Here is a 14,981-nt window from a genome sequence, read left to right as displayed (position 1 = left end):
GTCAGTAGGTGATGACGGCCTTGAAGCGCACCTCGCCGGCGGCGGCACTGGCGTGCGCCTCCTCGGCCCGCTCCTTGGGGAAGGTCTCGACCAGCGTCCGGACCTCGCCCCTGGCCACGAAGTCGAGGGCCTCGACGAGGTGCTCGATGGTGTTGTGGGCCGAGCCGATGACCTGGTAGCTGTTCGAGGTCAGGGCGAGCGCCGGGAGCGCGAGCTCGTCGGTGCCGATGCCCATCAGCACGACCTTCCCCCACGGCTTGAGGCCGTTCATCGCGTCGGCGACGGCGGCGTGCGAGCTGTTGGTGTGCAGCAGCACGTCGGCCCCGCCGGCCGCGCGCAGCGACGCACCGTCGGACACGACCTCGTCCGCACCGAGTTCCAGGGCGATGTCCTTCTTGTCGGGGCTGTGGGTCAGCGCGGTGACGTGGAAGCCCGCGGCCTTGGCGTACTGGACGGCCAGGTGGCCCAGCCCGCCGATGCCCGAGACCGCCACCCGCGCGCCCGGCTTGGGCTCGGCCCGGCGCAGGCCCGCCCACACGGTGTAGCCGGCGCAGATGATGGGCGCGGCCTGCTCGTAGGACACCGCGTCGGGCAGCAGCACCGTCCCGCCGGCGTCGACCGCGACGTACTCGGCGTGCCCGCCGTCGACGGTGACCCCGGTCAGCGTGGGGTTGGCGCAGTTCGCGGCGGTCACGAAGCTGTTCGGGTGCTCCTCGTGGCAGAAGTCGCAGACCCCGCACATCTTCTGCGTCATGAACACCCCGACGCGGTCGCCGACCTTGCGCCTCGTCACGCCCTCGCCGACGGCGACGACCTCACCGGCGGCCTCGTGACCGGGGACGATGGGGAACTCGCGGAACGACAGCACCCCGTCGGAGAGCCACAGGTCGGTCCCGCAGATCGCACAGGCGTGGACCCGCACCAGCACGTCGTCCGGCCCGACCTGCGGCACCGGCCGGTCCTGCAGTTCCCACCGCCCCTTCGCCTGGTCGACGACAACGGACTTCATCTGCGCGGTCATGGTCGGACTCCTCTTCCCGGCGGCACGTGCATGTGGGCATGCGGAACCGAGCACGGTGGTGTTTCGGGGAACTGGAACACGGCCCGGATCGGCGCTCCGCAACGGATCCGATTCTGCGGCACCGCGAACCCCAGGCGCATCTGAATGCCTGTCGCCGGGCCTTGCGCGGGCGCCCGAGGCGATTCTCCGACCGGCCGCCATCTGGGCCTATTCACCGATGGCGGTCACCTATCCACCTTTGTGGCGGGGCGGGTGGGCGCGTGCCCCCATCGACGGCGATCCTGCACCAGCGCGCGGTGTTCACCGGCGGCGTCACCCTGCGCCCGCTCGCGGTCGGCGACACGGCCCAGCTCACCGAACTGGTGCGGGTGGTCGCCGCGCACCGGTTGTGCCGTGAGAGGTTCCTGCTCCGGGGGCATCTCCGCCGCCACCGGTGCCGCCGTCGGCTGAGCGACGTGGCTCCGTGGAACGAGGCGACAGGCGGCTGACAGCGAACCGGCACGGCTGTGACAGCGGCGGTGCGCATGGTCGCGGTTGCGCGAAAGCCGCGCACCTGTCCCGGGAGGTAATCATGACCGCTGTCCAGCCCGTCCGGTCCGAGGTTCGGCGCGCCGCCGTGCAGGACCGGTCCGCCATCGCCGCAGTGTTGGCTGCGGCCTTCCACGCGGACCCCGTGTTCGAGTGGGTACTGCCCGACCCGGCTCGCAGGGCAGCCGTGCTGCCGCGGTTCTTCGCGCTCACCGTCGATGCGCTGGCCCACCACGACGACACCTGGACGACCGGTCGGCCCGTCCTGGGCGCCGCGCTGTGGGTGCCGTCGGGTCAGCCCGCCGTGCCCGAGGACGAAGCGGCCGGGTTCGGTGCGGCGCTGGTCGAGGTCGCCGGCCGGGACGGCGAGCGGATGCTCGAGGTGGTTGCGCTGCTCGACGAGCACCACCCCGCCGATCCTCACGAGTACCTGTGGTTCCTCGGAGTCACGCCGCAGGCTCAGGGTCGTGGGATCGGCAGCGCGCTCATGGGACCGGTGTTCGACCGCGCGGATCCCGCTGGTGAGCCGGCCTACCTGGAGGCGACCAGCGCTCGCAGCAAGGCCCTCTACGAGCGGCACGGATTCGTGGCACAGGCGCCGATCTCGGTCCCCGGCGGACCGCCGATCTGGCCGATGTGGCGCCGCTCGGTCTCCTAGTTCTCGGCCGAGACCCCGCACAACCCGACCCGATCGGCGCGGTGCCGGTGGCTTGGCGGTGGCTGGCGGGGTTACCCGCCACGGGTCCGGATCGACGGTACCGACGACGAGGTGGTCGCACGTGTCATCAGAGGAGACGGGCAGGCAACAGGAACTGCCGACAAGGACCACAACCTGATCTGGTTCACCGAGGCGAGCACCGCACGGCGGCGGCGGTGCCACGGCACCGCCGCCCGCCCTCGAAGTCCTGGACAGATCTCGCAGCCCTGGGCGTGTTCTCGCAGCGCGCCGGCGGGCTGCGAGAACACCCCTGACCCTGCGCGGACGCCAGCACCGCCACGCCGCGGCTCAGCCGAGGAAGGCGCCCAGGGCGGCGTTCACCTCGTCGCCGTGGGTCCACAGCAGCCCGTGCGGGGCGCCCTCGATCTCCACGTACTGCGCGTCGGGCAGGGCCTGGCGGAAGCGACGGGCGGTGGCGTCGATGGGCAGGATCCGGTCGGCGGTGCCGTGCAGAATGAGGACCGGCTTGCCGCTGGTGCGGACGGCCTCGACGTCGGCGCGGAAGTCCTCGATCCACGAGGAGACGACCGCGTGGGCCGCGACGGGGGCGCTGGAGACGGCGACGTTCCAGCTGTCGGTGACCGCTTCCTGGCTGATCCGGACGCCGAGGTTGTCGTCGAGGTTGTAGAAGTCGGCGAAGAACTGCGAGTACCAGGCGAGGCGGTCCTGCGTCGCCGCGGCCCCGATACCGTCGAAGACCTCCCGCGGCACGCCCTCGGGGTTGTCGTCGGCGGCGACGAGGAAGGGTTCGAGCGCGGCGAGGAATGCGGAACCGAGCACGGTGGTGTTTCGGGGAACTGGAACACGGCCCGGATCGGCGCTCCGCAACGGATCCGATTCTGCGGCACCGCGAACCCCAGGCGCATCTGAATGCCTGTCGCCGGGCCTTGCGCGGGCGCCCGAGGCGATTCTCCGACCGGCTGCCATCTGGGCCTATTCACCGATGGCGGTCACCTATCCACCTTTGTAGCCCGGCCGCGGTGAGTTGCCGGCCGGTGTCGGCGTCACCGCTCGCGGTCGGCGGCCAGGGCGCGCAGTCGGGTGCCGCTCTGCGGGTCGGCGGGCAGGAACGTCTCGACGGCCAGATCGGCGGCGGTGACGTCGAGGGGAGCGCCCAGGGTGGCGATGACGGTGAACAACCGGACCGGGCCGAGGCGGGTGGTGAGCTCGAAGGTGGCCATGACGCCGTCCCCGGTCCATGCCGGTTCCCGCCCCGTGCGTTCGGCGGCGATGAGGTGCTGCTCGGCTTCGGTCACGAGGTCGAGCAGGGCGTCGTCGGTCTCCTCGTGGGCCTGGCGGCGCAGCCGGTCGATCAGCGGGCGGCTGCAGACCGGGGTGGCGGTGGAGATGCGGGGGAGGCCGTCGGGGTGGGTGAACAGGCGCAGCAGGTTGACCGGTGGGGTGAGCAGGTCGGGGTGCACGCCGTCGAACAGCAGGTCGGCCGCGGTGTTCGCGGCGACGAGTTCCCAGTGGGCGTTGACGATGAGCGCGGGGTTGGGCTCGTGTGCGGTCAGCAGGGCGGTGAGGGCCTGCCGCAGGGGCTGCATGGCCCGGTCCTGGAAGGGGCGTTCGCGGTGCGGCGGGGCGAACCCGCCGGCGAGCAGCAGCCGGTTGCGCTCGCGCAGCGGCACCGCCAGGGCGTCGGCGAGGTGCACGAGCAGCTGCCGGCTCGGCCGGGCCTTGCCGGTCTCGACGAAGCTGAGGTGCTTCGTCGACACCTCGGCGGCCACCGCGAGGTCGAGCTGGCTCATCCGGCGCCGCTGCCGCCAGAACCGCAGCAGCTCGCCCGCCGAGGTGGGCTGGGCGACGGCGCGGGGGGTGGCCACGACAAGAGCTTGCCCGGTGGGCGGCGGCAGGGCCATTACCTGCCGGGTGCAGTCGACTGCACCCGGCAGGTAATGGCCGCGTGCCACCGTCCGCGCCGAGGCTGTGGGCATGCAGAGCTATCGGTTGAGCGGTTCCGGCGCGGGCCTGGCGGGCCTGCGCACGATCAGCGGTGAGGTTCCCGCACCCGGGCCGGGGGAGGTGCTGGTCGCGGTCCGGGCCGCCGCGTTGAACTATCGCGACCTGCTCATCCTGGACGGCGGCTACGTGCTCCCGGTCCGCGCGGACGGTGTCCCGCTCGCCGAGGGCGTCGGCGTCGTCCGCGACGTGGGTCCGGGCACCGGCGGATCCGCGGTGGGCAGCCGCGTCGTGCCGGCGGTGTTCCCCCGCTGGCAGGACGGTCCGTTCACCCCGGCGGTGGCCGATCAGCTCGGCGGGTCGCTGGACGGGCTGCTCACCGAGTACGCGGTGCTTCCCGCGGCGGCGTGCGTCGAGGTGCCGGAGTTCCTGACCGACGCCGAGGCCGCGACGCTGACCTGCGCCGGGGTGACGGCGTGGAACGCGCTGACGGGAGGCCGCGCGGTGCGAGCCGGTGAGACCGTGCTGACGCTGGGCACCGGCGGGGTGTCGCTGTGGGCGGTGCAGTTGGCCACGGCGATGGGGGCCACGGTGATCGCCACGACCGGCGACGACGCGAAGGCCGGCGTGCTGACCCGGCTCGGCGCGTCCGCCGTGGTCAACTACCGCACCGCGCCCGACTGGCCCGCCGCCGTCCGCGAGCTGACCGGGGGCCGCGGCGTCGATCACGTCGTCGAGGTGGCCGGGACGCTACCGGCCTCGGTGGCCGCCACGGCCTTCGGCGGCCAGGTCGGCATCGTCGGCTTCCTGGGGGCCGCGGCTCCGATCGACCCGTACGCGGTGTTCACCGGCGGCGTCACCCTGCGCCCGCTCGCGGTCGGCAGCACGGCCCAGCTCGCCGAGCTGGTGCGGGTGGTCGCCGCGCACCGGCTGCGTCCGGTCGTGGACCGGACGTTCGCCTTCGACCGGGCGCCGGAGGCCTTCGCGCACTACCGCGCGGGCGAGGCCGTGGGCAAGGTCGTCATCTCCGTCTCCTCGACCGAGGGCCGGTGACCGGGGTGGCGCCACGTGTAGGCAGCGCCGAGTGGACCGGCACGCTCCAGGAGGGGACCGGCCGCGTGCGCGTCGGTCCCGGGCGGTGGGAGGCGGACTACAGCTTCCGATCGCGCTTCACCGATCCCGCTACCGATCCCGCTACCGGGCACGCGTCCGGTGGCACCAACCCCGAGGAACTGCTCGCCGCGGCGCACAGCAGTTGCTTCGCGATGGCCCTGACCCACGTGCTGACCGAAGCCGGCCGGCCGCCCCGGGCGGTGCGCACCCGCGCGCGGGTGCGGCTGCGGCCCGTCGGCGGCACGCCGACCATCGACCTCGTCGAGCTGGAGGCCGGCGCCGACGTCGAGGGCCTCGATGAGGAGGCCTTCCGCCGACACGCCGAATCGGCGATGGCGGGGTGCGCGCTCACCCGGGCCCTCGCCGGGGTCGCCGAGATCCGACTCACCGTGGCACCGGGTCGCTGACCGACCGGGCTGCTCGACGCCGGCTGCGCGGACGCCGCCACCTCACTGCGCTCGATCCAGCGGCAGGTGAGTGCGATCAGCGAGGTGCGGCGTCCGGCTTGCGTGCGAGACCGCCGACGGTCTGCTCCAGGGGCTCCGGATCGGCCTGGCCGATCCGCGGGACTCCGGCCGGGCGATCCGGGCGCCAGAGGGTGATCGAGACGAGTCCCGGGTCGACCAGCTCCAGACCGTCGAAGAAGCTCGCGATTTCCTCGCGCGGCCGGTAGTTGTACGGCACGGCGCCCGTCTCGCCGTACTCCTCGGCGGCTTCGAGAGATGCCTCATCGCCCTCGACCAGGATGCTGTCGCAGAGCAGCAGGTAGCTGCCGGGAGCCGCGGCGCCCATCAACGTGCGGATGACTTCCCGAGCGTCCTCCACATTCCTGAGATGTCCGAGCACCCCCATGAAGAGGATGGCGACCGGCTCCTCGAAGTCGAGGAGTTCGCTGGCCTCGGCCAGCATCGGGGCGGGATCGCGCATGTCGGCGTGGATGTAGCGGGTGGCGCCCTCGTCGGTGCTGGTCATCAGGGCGCGGGCGTGCGCGAGGATGAGCGGGTCGTTGTCCACGTAGACGATCCGGGCGTCCGGCGCGACCTGTTGGGCGACCTCGTGGGTGTTCTCGGCCGTCGGCAGCCCGGTGCCCACGTCGAGGAACTGGCGGATGCCGGCCTCACCGGCCAGGTAGCGCACCGTGCGCTTGAGAAACGCGCGCTGTTCGCGGACGATCCGCAGGATCGAGGGATCGATCGCGACCCAGGCGTCGCCGGCCTCGCGGTCGACCGGGTAGTGGTCCTTTCCGCCCATCCAATAGTTGAAGATGCGGGCGGAATGCGGGACCGTCGTGTCGATTCCGGTAGCTCGGTCGTCATCCTCGGAGGGCATGGTCGCAGGGTAGCGGTCGCGATGCAATCCGTCGGCCATCGCCCGCTTCCTCCCGACCGAGGTGCGATCGGAACTGCAGCGATAGCCCATTCGGTGCCAGCAGCTACTGCGGTTACCCCGCCCGGTTCGACCCCACAATGCGGGCGGAGCAGGAGTGAACCGGCTCGGTCCGTCCGGAGACTACGACCGCCGGATGCGGTACCGCAGGTGCACGACGCGCTGCGCGGGCTCCACCTCGTCGCCGGTGACCAGACGGCGGACCAGGTCGAGCTCGACGGGTTCGGCCGCCGGGTCGTCGAACAGGCGCCGCCCCTGCCCGAGCAACACCGGGACGACGTGCAGTTCGAGCTCGTCGAGCTCCCGCACCCGCAGCAGCGCCTGCGCGGCTCCGGCCCCGTGCACCATGACGTCGGCGTCCCCGGCCGCGGCACGGGCCTGCGCGGCGGCGTCCCGGGGGTCGGTGACGAACCGGACGCTGCCCGGCGGCGGGTCGGCCGGGACGTCGTGGGTGAGGACGAGGACGGGTACGCCGTCGTGGTGATCGCCCTGCCACCCGTCGGCGTGCTCGTAGGTGCGGCGGCCCGAGATGAGCGCGCGGGTGGCCATGGCCTCGGCGTGGACCTGGCCGCTGGGCCCCGGTGCGTCGCGCCGGTCGAGCCAGTTGAACAGGCGGAACCCGTCGACGCCCATGGGTGCGTCCACACCGTCGCGGGGACCTGCCACGTAGCCGTCCAGGGACATGGCCATGTAGAGGCGGATCGCCATCGTTCAGCCCTCCGATCGCACGCGGAAGCGCAGGTGCTGCACGTCCCGCCCGTCCAGGGCCCGGACGAGGTCGAGCTCGACGTGCCCGGGCGGCAGGTGGTCGAACAGCCGACGGCCCCGCCCCATCAGCACCGGCACCAGCTGGAGCTCCATCTCGTCGAGCAGGCCGGCGCGCAGGCACTCCTGGGCCGTCGCCGCGCCGTGCAGCAAGATGTCGCGCCCACCCGCGGCGGCCTTGGCCTGGGCCACGCACGAGGCGATCCCCTCGGTGGCGTAGTGGGCCGATCCCGGCGCCGGTTCGGCGGGCGCGGTGCGGGTCAGCACGAATATCGGGACGCCGTCGTGGTGGTCACCCGCCCAGCCGTCCGCGAACTCGAAGGTCCGCCGCCCGGTGATGACCGCCCCGGTGGCCATCACCTCGTCGAAGACCGTCGCGCCGGCGTCGTCGGTCGGCCGGTACGAGGCCGGGTCCACGCCACCGTGCGCCAGCCAGGCGTGCAGGCGCTCGCCGCCGACGCCCAGTCCGCGTCCCGGGGCGTCGTCCGGGCCGGCGATGAACCCGTCCACCGACATCGACATGTACAGCACGACTCTGCTCATGGCCCCACCCTGGATGGCCGCGGCGTGCGGCGGCATCCCAGAATCGTGGGATGGTGCCGGGCGCGGCGTATGGTCGTCGGGTGGTCACCGCGGAGCACGCCCGCACCCGCGACGAGATCGTGCGGTTGGCCCACCGGGGCCTGTCGGTGCCGGAGTTCGCGCGGGCTGTCGGCAGCGCGCTGCTGCGCGCGGTGCCCGCCGAGGGCTCCTGCCTGATGACGCTCGATCCGGCGACCATGCTGCCCACCGCGGAGTTCGTCGAGAACGGCCTGCCCGCCGCCGAGATGCTCCGGCTCGTCGAGATCGAGGTGCGCGAGCCGGACTTCACCAAGTGGACCCAGCTCGCCCGCGCCGAGCACCCGGCGGCCAGCCTCAGCGACGCCACGGCCGGTGATCTCGACCGCAGCCTGCGGCAGCGCGAGATCCGGCGCCCCGCGGGTTTCGCCGACGAGCTGCGGGCCGTACTCGCGGGCGGCACCGGGGTGTGGGGCGCGCTCACCGTCTTCCGGGAGGCGAAGCGGCCGCACTTCACCCCGGCCGAGGTGCAGTTCGTGTCCTCGACGGCCGGGCTGATCGCCGACGGTCTGCGCCGGGGCCTGCTGCTCGACGCCGCGCGGAGCGGTCTCGACGACGTCGGCCTGCTGGTCCTCGACGCCGACAACGGGGTGAGCATGTCCAACCCGGCCGCGGACCGGTGGCTCGACGAGCTGGGCGCGGGCGACCGGCCGGGTGCCCGGATGCCGCTGGTGGTCCCCGCCGTCGCCCACCAGGCACGGGCGATCCACGGCCCGGCCCCGGCCCCGGCCAGGGCACGGGCGCGTACCCGGACCGGGCGGTGGTTGACGGTGCGGGGATCGCTGATGGGCGACGGACCGCACGCCCCGGTCGCGATCATGTTCGAGGTGGCGCGGCCGGCGGAGATGGCGCCCCTGGTGGCCGGTGCCTACGGTCTCACCGACAGCGAGTGCCGGGTCACCGAACTGGTGGCGCGGGGCCTGTCCACGAAGCAGATCGCCGGTCGGCTCCACGTGTCGGCGTACACCGTCCAGGACCACCTGAAGTCGATCTTCGCCAAGTCCGGCGCCCGCTCCCGCGGCGATCTGATCGCCACGCTGTTCTTCGACCACTACGCCACCTCGCTCACCTGAGGTGGGGGGTCGTCGCCGCTCCCGGGTCGCCCTCCGACACGGCGGCGTGCGCCCGACGTCCGGCGGCGAGGCCGGCGCGACATCCGACCGGTCCGGGACGCGACGCAACGACGACGGCGGCGCCACCCCGACGTGGGCAGGATCGGCGGAGGCGCCCAGCGGGGCGTCGGCCGGTGGAGGGAGCGCGGTGGACCACTCGCGGTTGTCGATGTCGCTCGGCGAGGCCGTCTTCACCCAGCGGTCGATCCGGCGGTTCCGGCCCGACCCCGTCCCGCTCGCCGACGTCGAGCTGGTGCTGGCGGCCGCGACGAAGGCCCCCAGCGGGGGGAACAGCCAAATCGCCCGGTTCCTGGTGGTCGACGACCCCGCGCTGGTGAGCGCGTTCGGGGCGCTCTACCGCGAGGCCTGGTGGGCCAAGCGGCGCGACGCGGCGGGCTGGACCGGGCCCGGGGACCTCACCCCGCAGGACCGCGAGCAGTGGGGGCCCTCGATGCGCCTGGCCGAGGAGATGGGCCGCGCCCCGTGCGTGGTCCTGGTGCTGTCGGTGCCTCCGCACGCGGAGGGATCGGTCCTGCCCGCGACCCAGAACCTCATGCTGGCGGCGCGGGCGCTGGGTATCGGTTCGGTGCCGACCACCCTGCACGCATCGGTCGAGGGCCGGTTGCGGGAGATGTTCGCGATCCCGGACGACGTCGCGTTCCACTTCGCCATCCCGCTCGGCTACCCCGCTGGTGCCTTCGGGCCGACGCGGCGCCGGCCCACGTGGGAGGTCGGCCACCACAACCGGTGGGAGGGCCCGGTGCCGTGGGCGCCGGCGGGTGCGCAGGCCGACGACCGCTGACGGTCCGGTCGGCGCGGATCGGCGGCTCGCACGGATCGCCAGCAAAACCGGCGCGGATCGTGGAGTCCCGCGCGCGCCGGGTCAGCACGGTGGGGCGATGGGGTCGATGGAGGGCAAGGCGGGACTGGTCACCGGCGCGGCCAGCGGCATCGGCCGGGCCACCGCGGTGCGCGCGGCCGCCGAGGGCGCGTCCGTGCTGGTGTCGGACCTGGAGTCGGCTGCAGCCGAGGGCGGGCGGACGGTCGAGCTGTGCCGGGCGGCCGGCGGTGTCGCCGAGTTCCAGGTCTGCGACGTCGCGCGGCCCGCCGACCACGACGCGCTGGTCGCCGGGGTGCTCGACCGCTGGGGCAAGCTCGACTTCGCGCACAACAACGCGGGGGTGGGCGGCGGCGGCAAGCTGCTCGCCGACATCGAGGACGAGGACTTCGACCGGGTCATCGCGATCAACCTGCGTGGCGTCTTCCTGGGGATGAAGCGCCAGATCCGGGCGATGCTCGCCGGCGGGGGCGGGTCCATCGTGAACACCGCGTCCAACGCCGGTCTGCGGGGGGTGAAGCGGCTGGCGCCCTACACCGCGGCCAAGCACGGGCTGGTGGGGCTGACCAAGAACGCCGCCGTCGAGTACGCCGAGGACCTGATCCGGGTCAACGCCGTCGCCCCGGGGACGATCATGACCGGGTTCGCCCGGGGCGCCACCCCCGAGCGGCTCGCCGAGATCATGCGCCCGCAGGCCCTGCAGCGGATCGGCGAGCCGGAGGAGGTCGCCGCGGCCGTCGTGTGGCTGATGTCCGACGACGCCTCGTTCGTCACCGGGGTGACGCTGCCGGTCGACGCGGGGTCGGTCGCCGGCTGGTAGCCCCCGACGCGCGCCTGTCGGCCTCTGCGCAGAGTCCCCATGGTCTTCGCAGGTGCTACGGCGCCTGCGAAGACCTCACCGCCCCTGCGAAGAAGCCCCGACCCCGGTGGGGGCGTCCTCGCAGTGCTGGCTGGGACGTCGCAGGGCTGGCTGGGGACGTCGCAGGGCTGGCGGGGTTGTCGCAGCGCGCCGGCGGGCTGCGACCACACACCCAGCGCTGCGAGCACACCGCGAGGGCTGCAAGCCCCCGCCGGCGAGGCGGCGCGCAGCGCCTCCGGATCAGGCCGGCGCCTTCCACACCCCCGCCCAGAAGATCTCGCTGGACAGGTACCGCGACACCCCCTTGACCGTCGGCCGGGCGATCGCCGCCTTGGCCGCCCGGGTCAGCCAGAGCACCGGGAGGTCCTGGCTGATCAGCACCTGGGCCCGCTGGTAGGCCGCCGCCTGCGCGGCCGGGTCCGCGGTCGCGCTGGCCTCGGCGAGCGCGGCGTCGACGTCCGGGTTGCTGTACTTGCCGTAGTTGTTGATGCCGACGGTGCTGAACTGGTTGACCATGAACGGGTACGGGCTCTCGTAGGGCCCGGTGATCCAGGTCGCGGTGCCGAACCGGGTGCCGCGCACGATCGGGCCGATGAACGTCGAGATGTCGTCGAACTGCAGGTTCGCCGTCACACCGATCGCCGCCCACTGCGCCTGCAGGAACTGGGCCAGCTGGTGGTCGTCGGGGGAGTTGCCGGTGTTGTAGGTGAACGTGGGATCGCCCCCGGACGCCCGGTAGTCGGCCACGAGCTGCTTCGCGCGCTCCACGTCGTAGCCGGGGTAGGCGTCCGCGGCCTGCTGGCTGAAGTACGGGCTGTCCTCGGCGAACGGGGTCGTGGCGAGCTGGCCCCGGCCGCGGAACTGGGTGGCGTTGAGCGCGACGGGGTCGACGGCCCGGATGAGCGCCTCGCGCATGCGCCGGTCGTCGAACGGGGCCTGGGTCAGGTTGAAGTACAGGTACTGCCCGTCGCCGCCGGGGCCCCAGTAGGTCTGCAGGGTGTCGTCGGCCGAGGCGCGTTCCAGCTCGCTGAAGAAGCCGCCGATGTTCAGGTCGATGTCGCCGTTGACGATCGAGGCGTAGCGCGAGTCGGTGTCGGGCAGCGGACGGAACTCGATGCCGTCGAGGTAGGGCTTGCCCTCGTCCCAGTACCGGTCGAACCGCTCGACGACCGTCTTGTTGTCCTGGGCCCAGCTGACGAACCGGAACGGCCCGGCGCCCACCGGGTTGCGCGTGTAGGCATCGCCACTGGCCTGCACGGCGGTGGGCGAGGCGATGGTGCCCAGGTTGCCCGAGGAGAACGGCAGCGCGAACGACATCGGGAACGTGCTGGTCGCGCGCTTGAGCGTGAAGGTGACGGTGAGCGGGTCGGTGGCGGTCATCGCGGCGATCGGTTCGGTGTAGAGGTGCCCCAGCGCCGTGGGGTTGTCCAGCTGGCGGCGCACGTTGAAGACCACGGCGTCGGCGTCGAGCGGGGTGCCGTCGTGGAAGGTCACGCCGGGGCGGAGGGTGAGCGTCCAGGTGGTGCCGCCGTCGGGGCTGGTCATCGACTCGGCGAGCTGCGGCTGCGGGCGCCCGTCCCGGTCCATCTTCAGCAGCGAGTCGTAGATGGCCGAGGCCATCAGGCTGTTTCCGACGGTCGGGTCCAGCCCGCGGGACTCGGTGTACATCCCGACGACGAGCGTGCCGCCGCGCACCGGCGTGCCCTCCTGGGCCGGGTCGCCGCCCCAGGGCTGCGAGGAGTCGAGCGCGCCCACCGACTCCGGCTCGTCGCCGCCGAACGCCGGGCCCGGCGCGGACCCGCAGCCGGCCAGGACCAGGCAGAGCGCGACCAGCAGGGCGGCCGCGGCGCTCGGGCGCCCGCGGCCCGGGGTGCGGGCGCGGGGGAGACCGGCCATGGGGTCCACGCGGTTCATCAGCACCATCCCGTCGCAGCACCGGACGTCGTCGTACGGCCCTCCCGGGGGCGCGGTGCCCGTTGCGGCACGTGGCCCGACGTGGAGGTGGGCGCAGAGTAGGCACAGCGCGGGTGCCCGTTCGGGGCTCCGGGGACGAAATGCGCGCGGGCTCCGGGAACCGTGCGCGCAACGCCAACTGCGCGTCAGCCGCCCGCCCGCGGCAGCCGGGCGGGCGGGTCGGTCTCGCGCACGAGCGGGTCGTCGTCGGTGCCCAGCGCGCGCCAGTCGGCGCCCGGTTCCAGGATCTTCTCCGCCGACCGGATGCCGCGGTAGTCCAGGTCGCCGTCGACGGCGGGCGGCGGCGCGCCGTCGGCCAGGCCGCGGGCGGCGCCGAGCAGCAGCCGGCGCATCCGGATGATCGCCTTGTCCGAGGTGCCCAGCCGCTCCTGGCTGCGGTCGTAGATCGGGCCCATCGACTCGGTGACCATGAAGTCCTGGCTGACGAACTCGGCGACCCCGGAGTAGGTCACGGTGCGCTGCACGTCGCGGTCGATGCCGTAGTCGTTCTCGGCGGTGTACACGCGGGGCAGCACGCCGGTGCCCTGCTCGTTGCGGGCGTGGGTGAACGGGGTCCGCTCGAACAGCCCCGGCCCGCCGATCCCGTGCGGGTTCTCCACGTCGCGGGTGACGAACGTGAACCGCGCGGTGTTGTGGTCGTCGATCGGGACGAACACGCCGTGGCGGGTGCTGAACGGCAGCGCGGCCACGACGGTGAAGAAGGGGTAGCAGTACGCGGTCACGCGCACGTGCGTGTGGCCGTTGGGGGTGGTGCGGATCCCGGCGTACTTGAACCCGTACCAGGTGTCCTCGATCTCCAGCCGCGGCGCGCGGTCGTGGCGCCAGAACTTCCACGACATGGCGTTGGTCGGGTAGCCGGGCTTGTCGCTGCCGTCGTCGGGGATCTGCTCGACGCCCTCCCACTGGTGCAGCCAGGAGATGTGGCTGGTGTCGAGGTTGCCCTCCATGGCCTGCACCCAGTTGCACGGGGTGTGGATCTTCGTGGCGGCGGCGTTCGCCGGCCGCAGGGTCTCGGTGCCGAAGTCGCGGAACGGGGTCATGTGCTCCGCGGGACCCATGTAGGTCCAGACGATCCCGCCCGACTCGTGCACCGGGTAGGCCTTGGCCCGCACCCGGTCCTTGAACGTGCTGGTCGGCGGCTCGGAAGGCATGTCGATGCACGCGCCGTCGGCGTCGAACTGCCAGCCGTGGTACGGGCAGCGCAGTCCGCAGGTGCCGTCGGGGCCGGCCTCGTTGCGGCCGAAGTACAGCGACGCGCCGCGGTGCGGGCAGTTCTCCTGGATCAGCCCGACCCGGCCCCTGGCGTCGCGGAACGCCACCAGGTCCTCGCCGAACAGCCGGACCCGCACGGGGGCGCACTCGGGCGTCGGGACCTCGCTGACCAGCAGCGCGGGCGTCCAGTAGCGGCGCAGCAGCTCGCCCATGGGAGTGCCCGGCCCGACGCGGGTGAGCAGTGCGTTGTCTCTCTCGGAGAGCATCGTCGTCCTCCTCGGGCGGCGGCGGGTCGAGCGTCCCTCCCACCGGACGGTAGTTCCGGGTGCGTCGATCGACAACAGATCGTTCACAGGCTCATTAGCAAAATTGTTAACGATTCGCGGCGCCGGGGTTAGGCTGGCGGCTCCGGTCGGGCACCCAGAGTCGGGAGGCTCCATGACCAGCGACACGACGGCCGCCACGCCATGGTCGACGGCCGGCGCAACTAGGGGGTCGGGTGCGCGCCGGCGCCGGTGACCAGCACCTTCACCGAGGTGTCCGGGTCGTTCTGGGTGCGGAACGCCTCGGCGATCCCGGCCAGCGGCAGCCGGTGGCTGATCAGCGGCTCGACCTGGGCGCGACCGGTGGCCAGCAGGTCGAGCGCGTCGCGGAAGTCCCGCGGGGTGACGTTGGCGCTGCCGCGCACGGTGACCTCCCGCTGCACCGCCAGCATCGCGTCGAACGGGACCGTGCGGTGGTAGAGCGCGACCAGCACGACGGTGCCGCCCGGGGCGGTCGCGGCCACGGCGCGCTCGACCAGCGCGGGCGCCCCGCTGGCCTCGACGACCGCGTCGACGCCGGCCGGGAGGTCGGCGGCGTCGGCCACCGGGACCAGCCCGAGCCGCTCGGCGACCGCGAGGCGCGCCGGCGAGCGGTCCAGCCCGAACACCGGG

The 14,981-nt window shown here is 73.2% G+C and carries 16 protein-coding genes; 7 read left to right on the top strand and 9 right to left on the bottom strand.

The window, feature by feature from the left end; genetic code table 11:
* Position 1 precedes the first annotated feature (1 nt).
* Complete coding sequence (locus tag KIK08_RS02185) at positions 2-1,021, bottom strand: alcohol dehydrogenase catalytic domain-containing protein (RefSeq protein ID WP_214401248.1); 1,020 nt, start codon at positions 1,019-1,021, stop codon at positions 2-4.
* A gap of 260 nt (positions 1,022-1,281) precedes the next feature.
* Between KIK08_RS02185 and KIK08_RS02180 the strand changes: the two genes are divergently transcribed.
* Together KIK08_RS02180 and KIK08_RS40810 are read left to right on the top strand one after the other, a co-directional pair.
* Positions 1,282-1,509, top strand: a complete 228-nt coding sequence (locus KIK08_RS02180) for a hypothetical protein (protein ID WP_214401247.1) — start codon at positions 1,282-1,284, stop codon at positions 1,507-1,509.
* Positions 1,485-2,207 carry a GNAT family N-acetyltransferase gene (locus tag KIK08_RS40810; RefSeq protein WP_214401246.1) on the top strand — a complete coding sequence of 241 codons (723 nt, stop codon included), beginning with the start codon at positions 1,485-1,487 and terminating at the stop codon, positions 2,205-2,207. The genes KIK08_RS02180 and KIK08_RS40810 overlap by 25 nt, the downstream gene beginning before the upstream one ends.
* A gap of 348 nt (positions 2,208-2,555) precedes the next feature.
* Here KIK08_RS40810 and KIK08_RS02170 read toward each other — a convergent pair whose 3' ends face one another.
* Complete coding sequence (locus tag KIK08_RS02170) at positions 2,556-3,047, bottom strand: alpha/beta fold hydrolase (protein WP_214401245.1); 492 nt, start codon at positions 3,045-3,047, stop codon at positions 2,556-2,558.
* A gap of 224 nt (positions 3,048-3,271) precedes the next feature.
* A complete protein-coding gene (locus tag KIK08_RS02165) occupies positions 3,272-4,093 on the bottom strand; it encodes a helix-turn-helix domain-containing protein (protein WP_214401244.1) in 822 nt (273 codons plus the stop codon).
* A gap of 109 nt (positions 4,094-4,202) precedes the next feature.
* On the opposite strand from KIK08_RS02165, the gene KIK08_RS02160 reads away from it, so the two are divergent.
* Positions 4,203-5,222, top strand: coding sequence for a zinc-dependent alcohol dehydrogenase family protein (locus KIK08_RS02160; RefSeq protein ID WP_214401243.1), 1,020 nt, complete (start codon positions 4,203-4,205; stop codon positions 5,220-5,222).
* Complete coding sequence (locus KIK08_RS02155; protein ID WP_308257338.1) at positions 5,219-5,689, top strand: OsmC family peroxiredoxin; 471 nt, start codon at positions 5,219-5,221, stop codon at positions 5,687-5,689. The genes KIK08_RS02160 and KIK08_RS02155 overlap by 4 nt, the downstream gene beginning before the upstream one ends.
* A gap of 76 nt (positions 5,690-5,765) precedes the next feature.
* Here the strand turns inward: KIK08_RS02155 and KIK08_RS02150 are convergent, their stop codons facing one another.
* The 3 genes from KIK08_RS02150 to KIK08_RS02140 all read right to left on the bottom strand — a co-directional run bounded on the left by KIK08_RS02150 (position 5,766) and on the right by KIK08_RS02140 (position 7,976).
* On the bottom strand, positions 5,766-6,650 hold the full coding sequence (locus KIK08_RS02150) for an SAM-dependent methyltransferase (RefSeq protein ID WP_250556139.1): 885 nt from the start codon (positions 6,648-6,650) through the stop codon (positions 5,766-5,768).
* Between the two features lie 141 nt (positions 6,651-6,791).
* A complete protein-coding gene (locus KIK08_RS02145; RefSeq protein ID WP_214401241.1) occupies positions 6,792-7,376 on the bottom strand; it encodes a dihydrofolate reductase family protein in 585 nt (194 codons plus the stop codon).
* A 3-nt stretch (positions 7,377-7,379) separates the two neighbouring features.
* Positions 7,380-7,976, bottom strand: coding sequence for a dihydrofolate reductase family protein (locus KIK08_RS02140; protein WP_214401240.1), 597 nt, complete (start codon positions 7,974-7,976; stop codon positions 7,380-7,382).
* 80 nt (positions 7,977-8,056) lie between these two features.
* Between KIK08_RS02140 and KIK08_RS41455 the strand changes: the two genes are divergently transcribed.
* The 3 genes from KIK08_RS41455 (at position 8,057) to KIK08_RS02125 (ending at position 10,821) form a co-directional block, all read left to right on the top strand.
* On the top strand, positions 8,057-9,124 hold the full coding sequence (locus KIK08_RS41455; protein WP_214401239.1) for a helix-turn-helix transcriptional regulator: 1,068 nt from the start codon (positions 8,057-8,059) through the stop codon (positions 9,122-9,124).
* A gap of 187 nt (positions 9,125-9,311) precedes the next feature.
* Complete coding sequence (locus KIK08_RS02130; protein ID WP_214401238.1) at positions 9,312-9,965, top strand: nitroreductase family protein; 654 nt, start codon at positions 9,312-9,314, stop codon at positions 9,963-9,965.
* Between the two features lie 97 nt (positions 9,966-10,062).
* Positions 10,063-10,821: an SDR family NAD(P)-dependent oxidoreductase gene (locus tag KIK08_RS02125; protein ID WP_214401237.1), complete on the top strand. Its 759-nt coding sequence runs from the start codon at positions 10,063-10,065 to the stop codon at positions 10,819-10,821.
* 279 nt (positions 10,822-11,100) lie between these two features.
* On the opposite strand, the gene KIK08_RS02120 is transcribed toward KIK08_RS02125, so the two are convergent.
* The 3 genes from KIK08_RS02120 to KIK08_RS02110 all read right to left on the bottom strand — a co-directional run.
* Positions 11,101-12,774, bottom strand: a complete 1,674-nt coding sequence (locus KIK08_RS02120; RefSeq protein ID WP_250556138.1) for an ABC transporter substrate-binding protein — start codon at positions 12,772-12,774, stop codon at positions 11,101-11,103.
* Positions 12,775-12,959: 185 nt separating this feature from the next.
* Positions 12,960-14,312, bottom strand: a complete 1,353-nt coding sequence (locus tag KIK08_RS02115) for a Rieske 2Fe-2S domain-containing protein (RefSeq protein ID WP_214401236.1) — start codon at positions 14,310-14,312, stop codon at positions 12,960-12,962.
* A 221-nt stretch (positions 14,313-14,533) separates the two neighbouring features.
* Positions 14,534-14,981, bottom strand: a 448-nt coding sequence (locus KIK08_RS02110; RefSeq protein WP_214401235.1) for a zinc-binding dehydrogenase, incomplete at its 5' end; no start/stop codon positions are given.

The sequence above is a fragment of the Pseudonocardia lacus genome (assembly GCF_018531445.1).
GTDB classification, from domain to species: Bacteria; Actinomycetota; Actinomycetes; order Mycobacteriales; family Pseudonocardiaceae; genus Pseudonocardia; species Pseudonocardia lacus.
The sequence above is the reverse complement of the archived record's forward strand: the minus strand, read 5'-3'. Positions and strand labels throughout refer to the sequence as shown.

Coding starts and splice junctions, on each gene's coding strand:
- KIK08_RS02115 (WP_214401236.1), bottom strand. CDS start 14,312: ATGCTCTCCGAGAGAGACAACGCACTGCTCACCCGCGTCGGGCCGGGC.
- KIK08_RS02145 (WP_214401241.1), bottom strand. CDS start 7,376: ATGGCGATCCGCCTCTACATGGCCATGTCCCTGGACGGCTACGTGGCA.
- KIK08_RS02150 (WP_250556139.1), bottom strand. CDS start 6,650: ATGGCCGACGGATTGCATCGCGACCGCTACCCTGCGACCATGCCCTCC.
- KIK08_RS02160 (WP_214401243.1), top strand. CDS start 4,203: ATGCAGAGCTATCGGTTGAGCGGTTCCGGCGCGGGCCTGGCGGGCCTG.
- KIK08_RS02140 (WP_214401240.1), bottom strand. CDS start 7,976: ATGAGCAGAGTCGTGCTGTACATGTCGATGTCGGTGGACGGGTTCATC.
- KIK08_RS02120 (WP_250556138.1), bottom strand. CDS start 12,774: ATGAACCGCGTGGACCCCATGGCCGGTCTCCCCCGCGCCCGCACCCCG.
- KIK08_RS02125 (WP_214401237.1), top strand. CDS start 10,063: ATGGGGTCGATGGAGGGCAAGGCGGGACTGGTCACCGGCGCGGCCAGC.
- KIK08_RS02185 (WP_214401248.1), bottom strand. CDS start 1,021: ATGACCGCGCAGATGAAGTCCGTTGTCGTCGACCAGGCGAAGGGGCGG.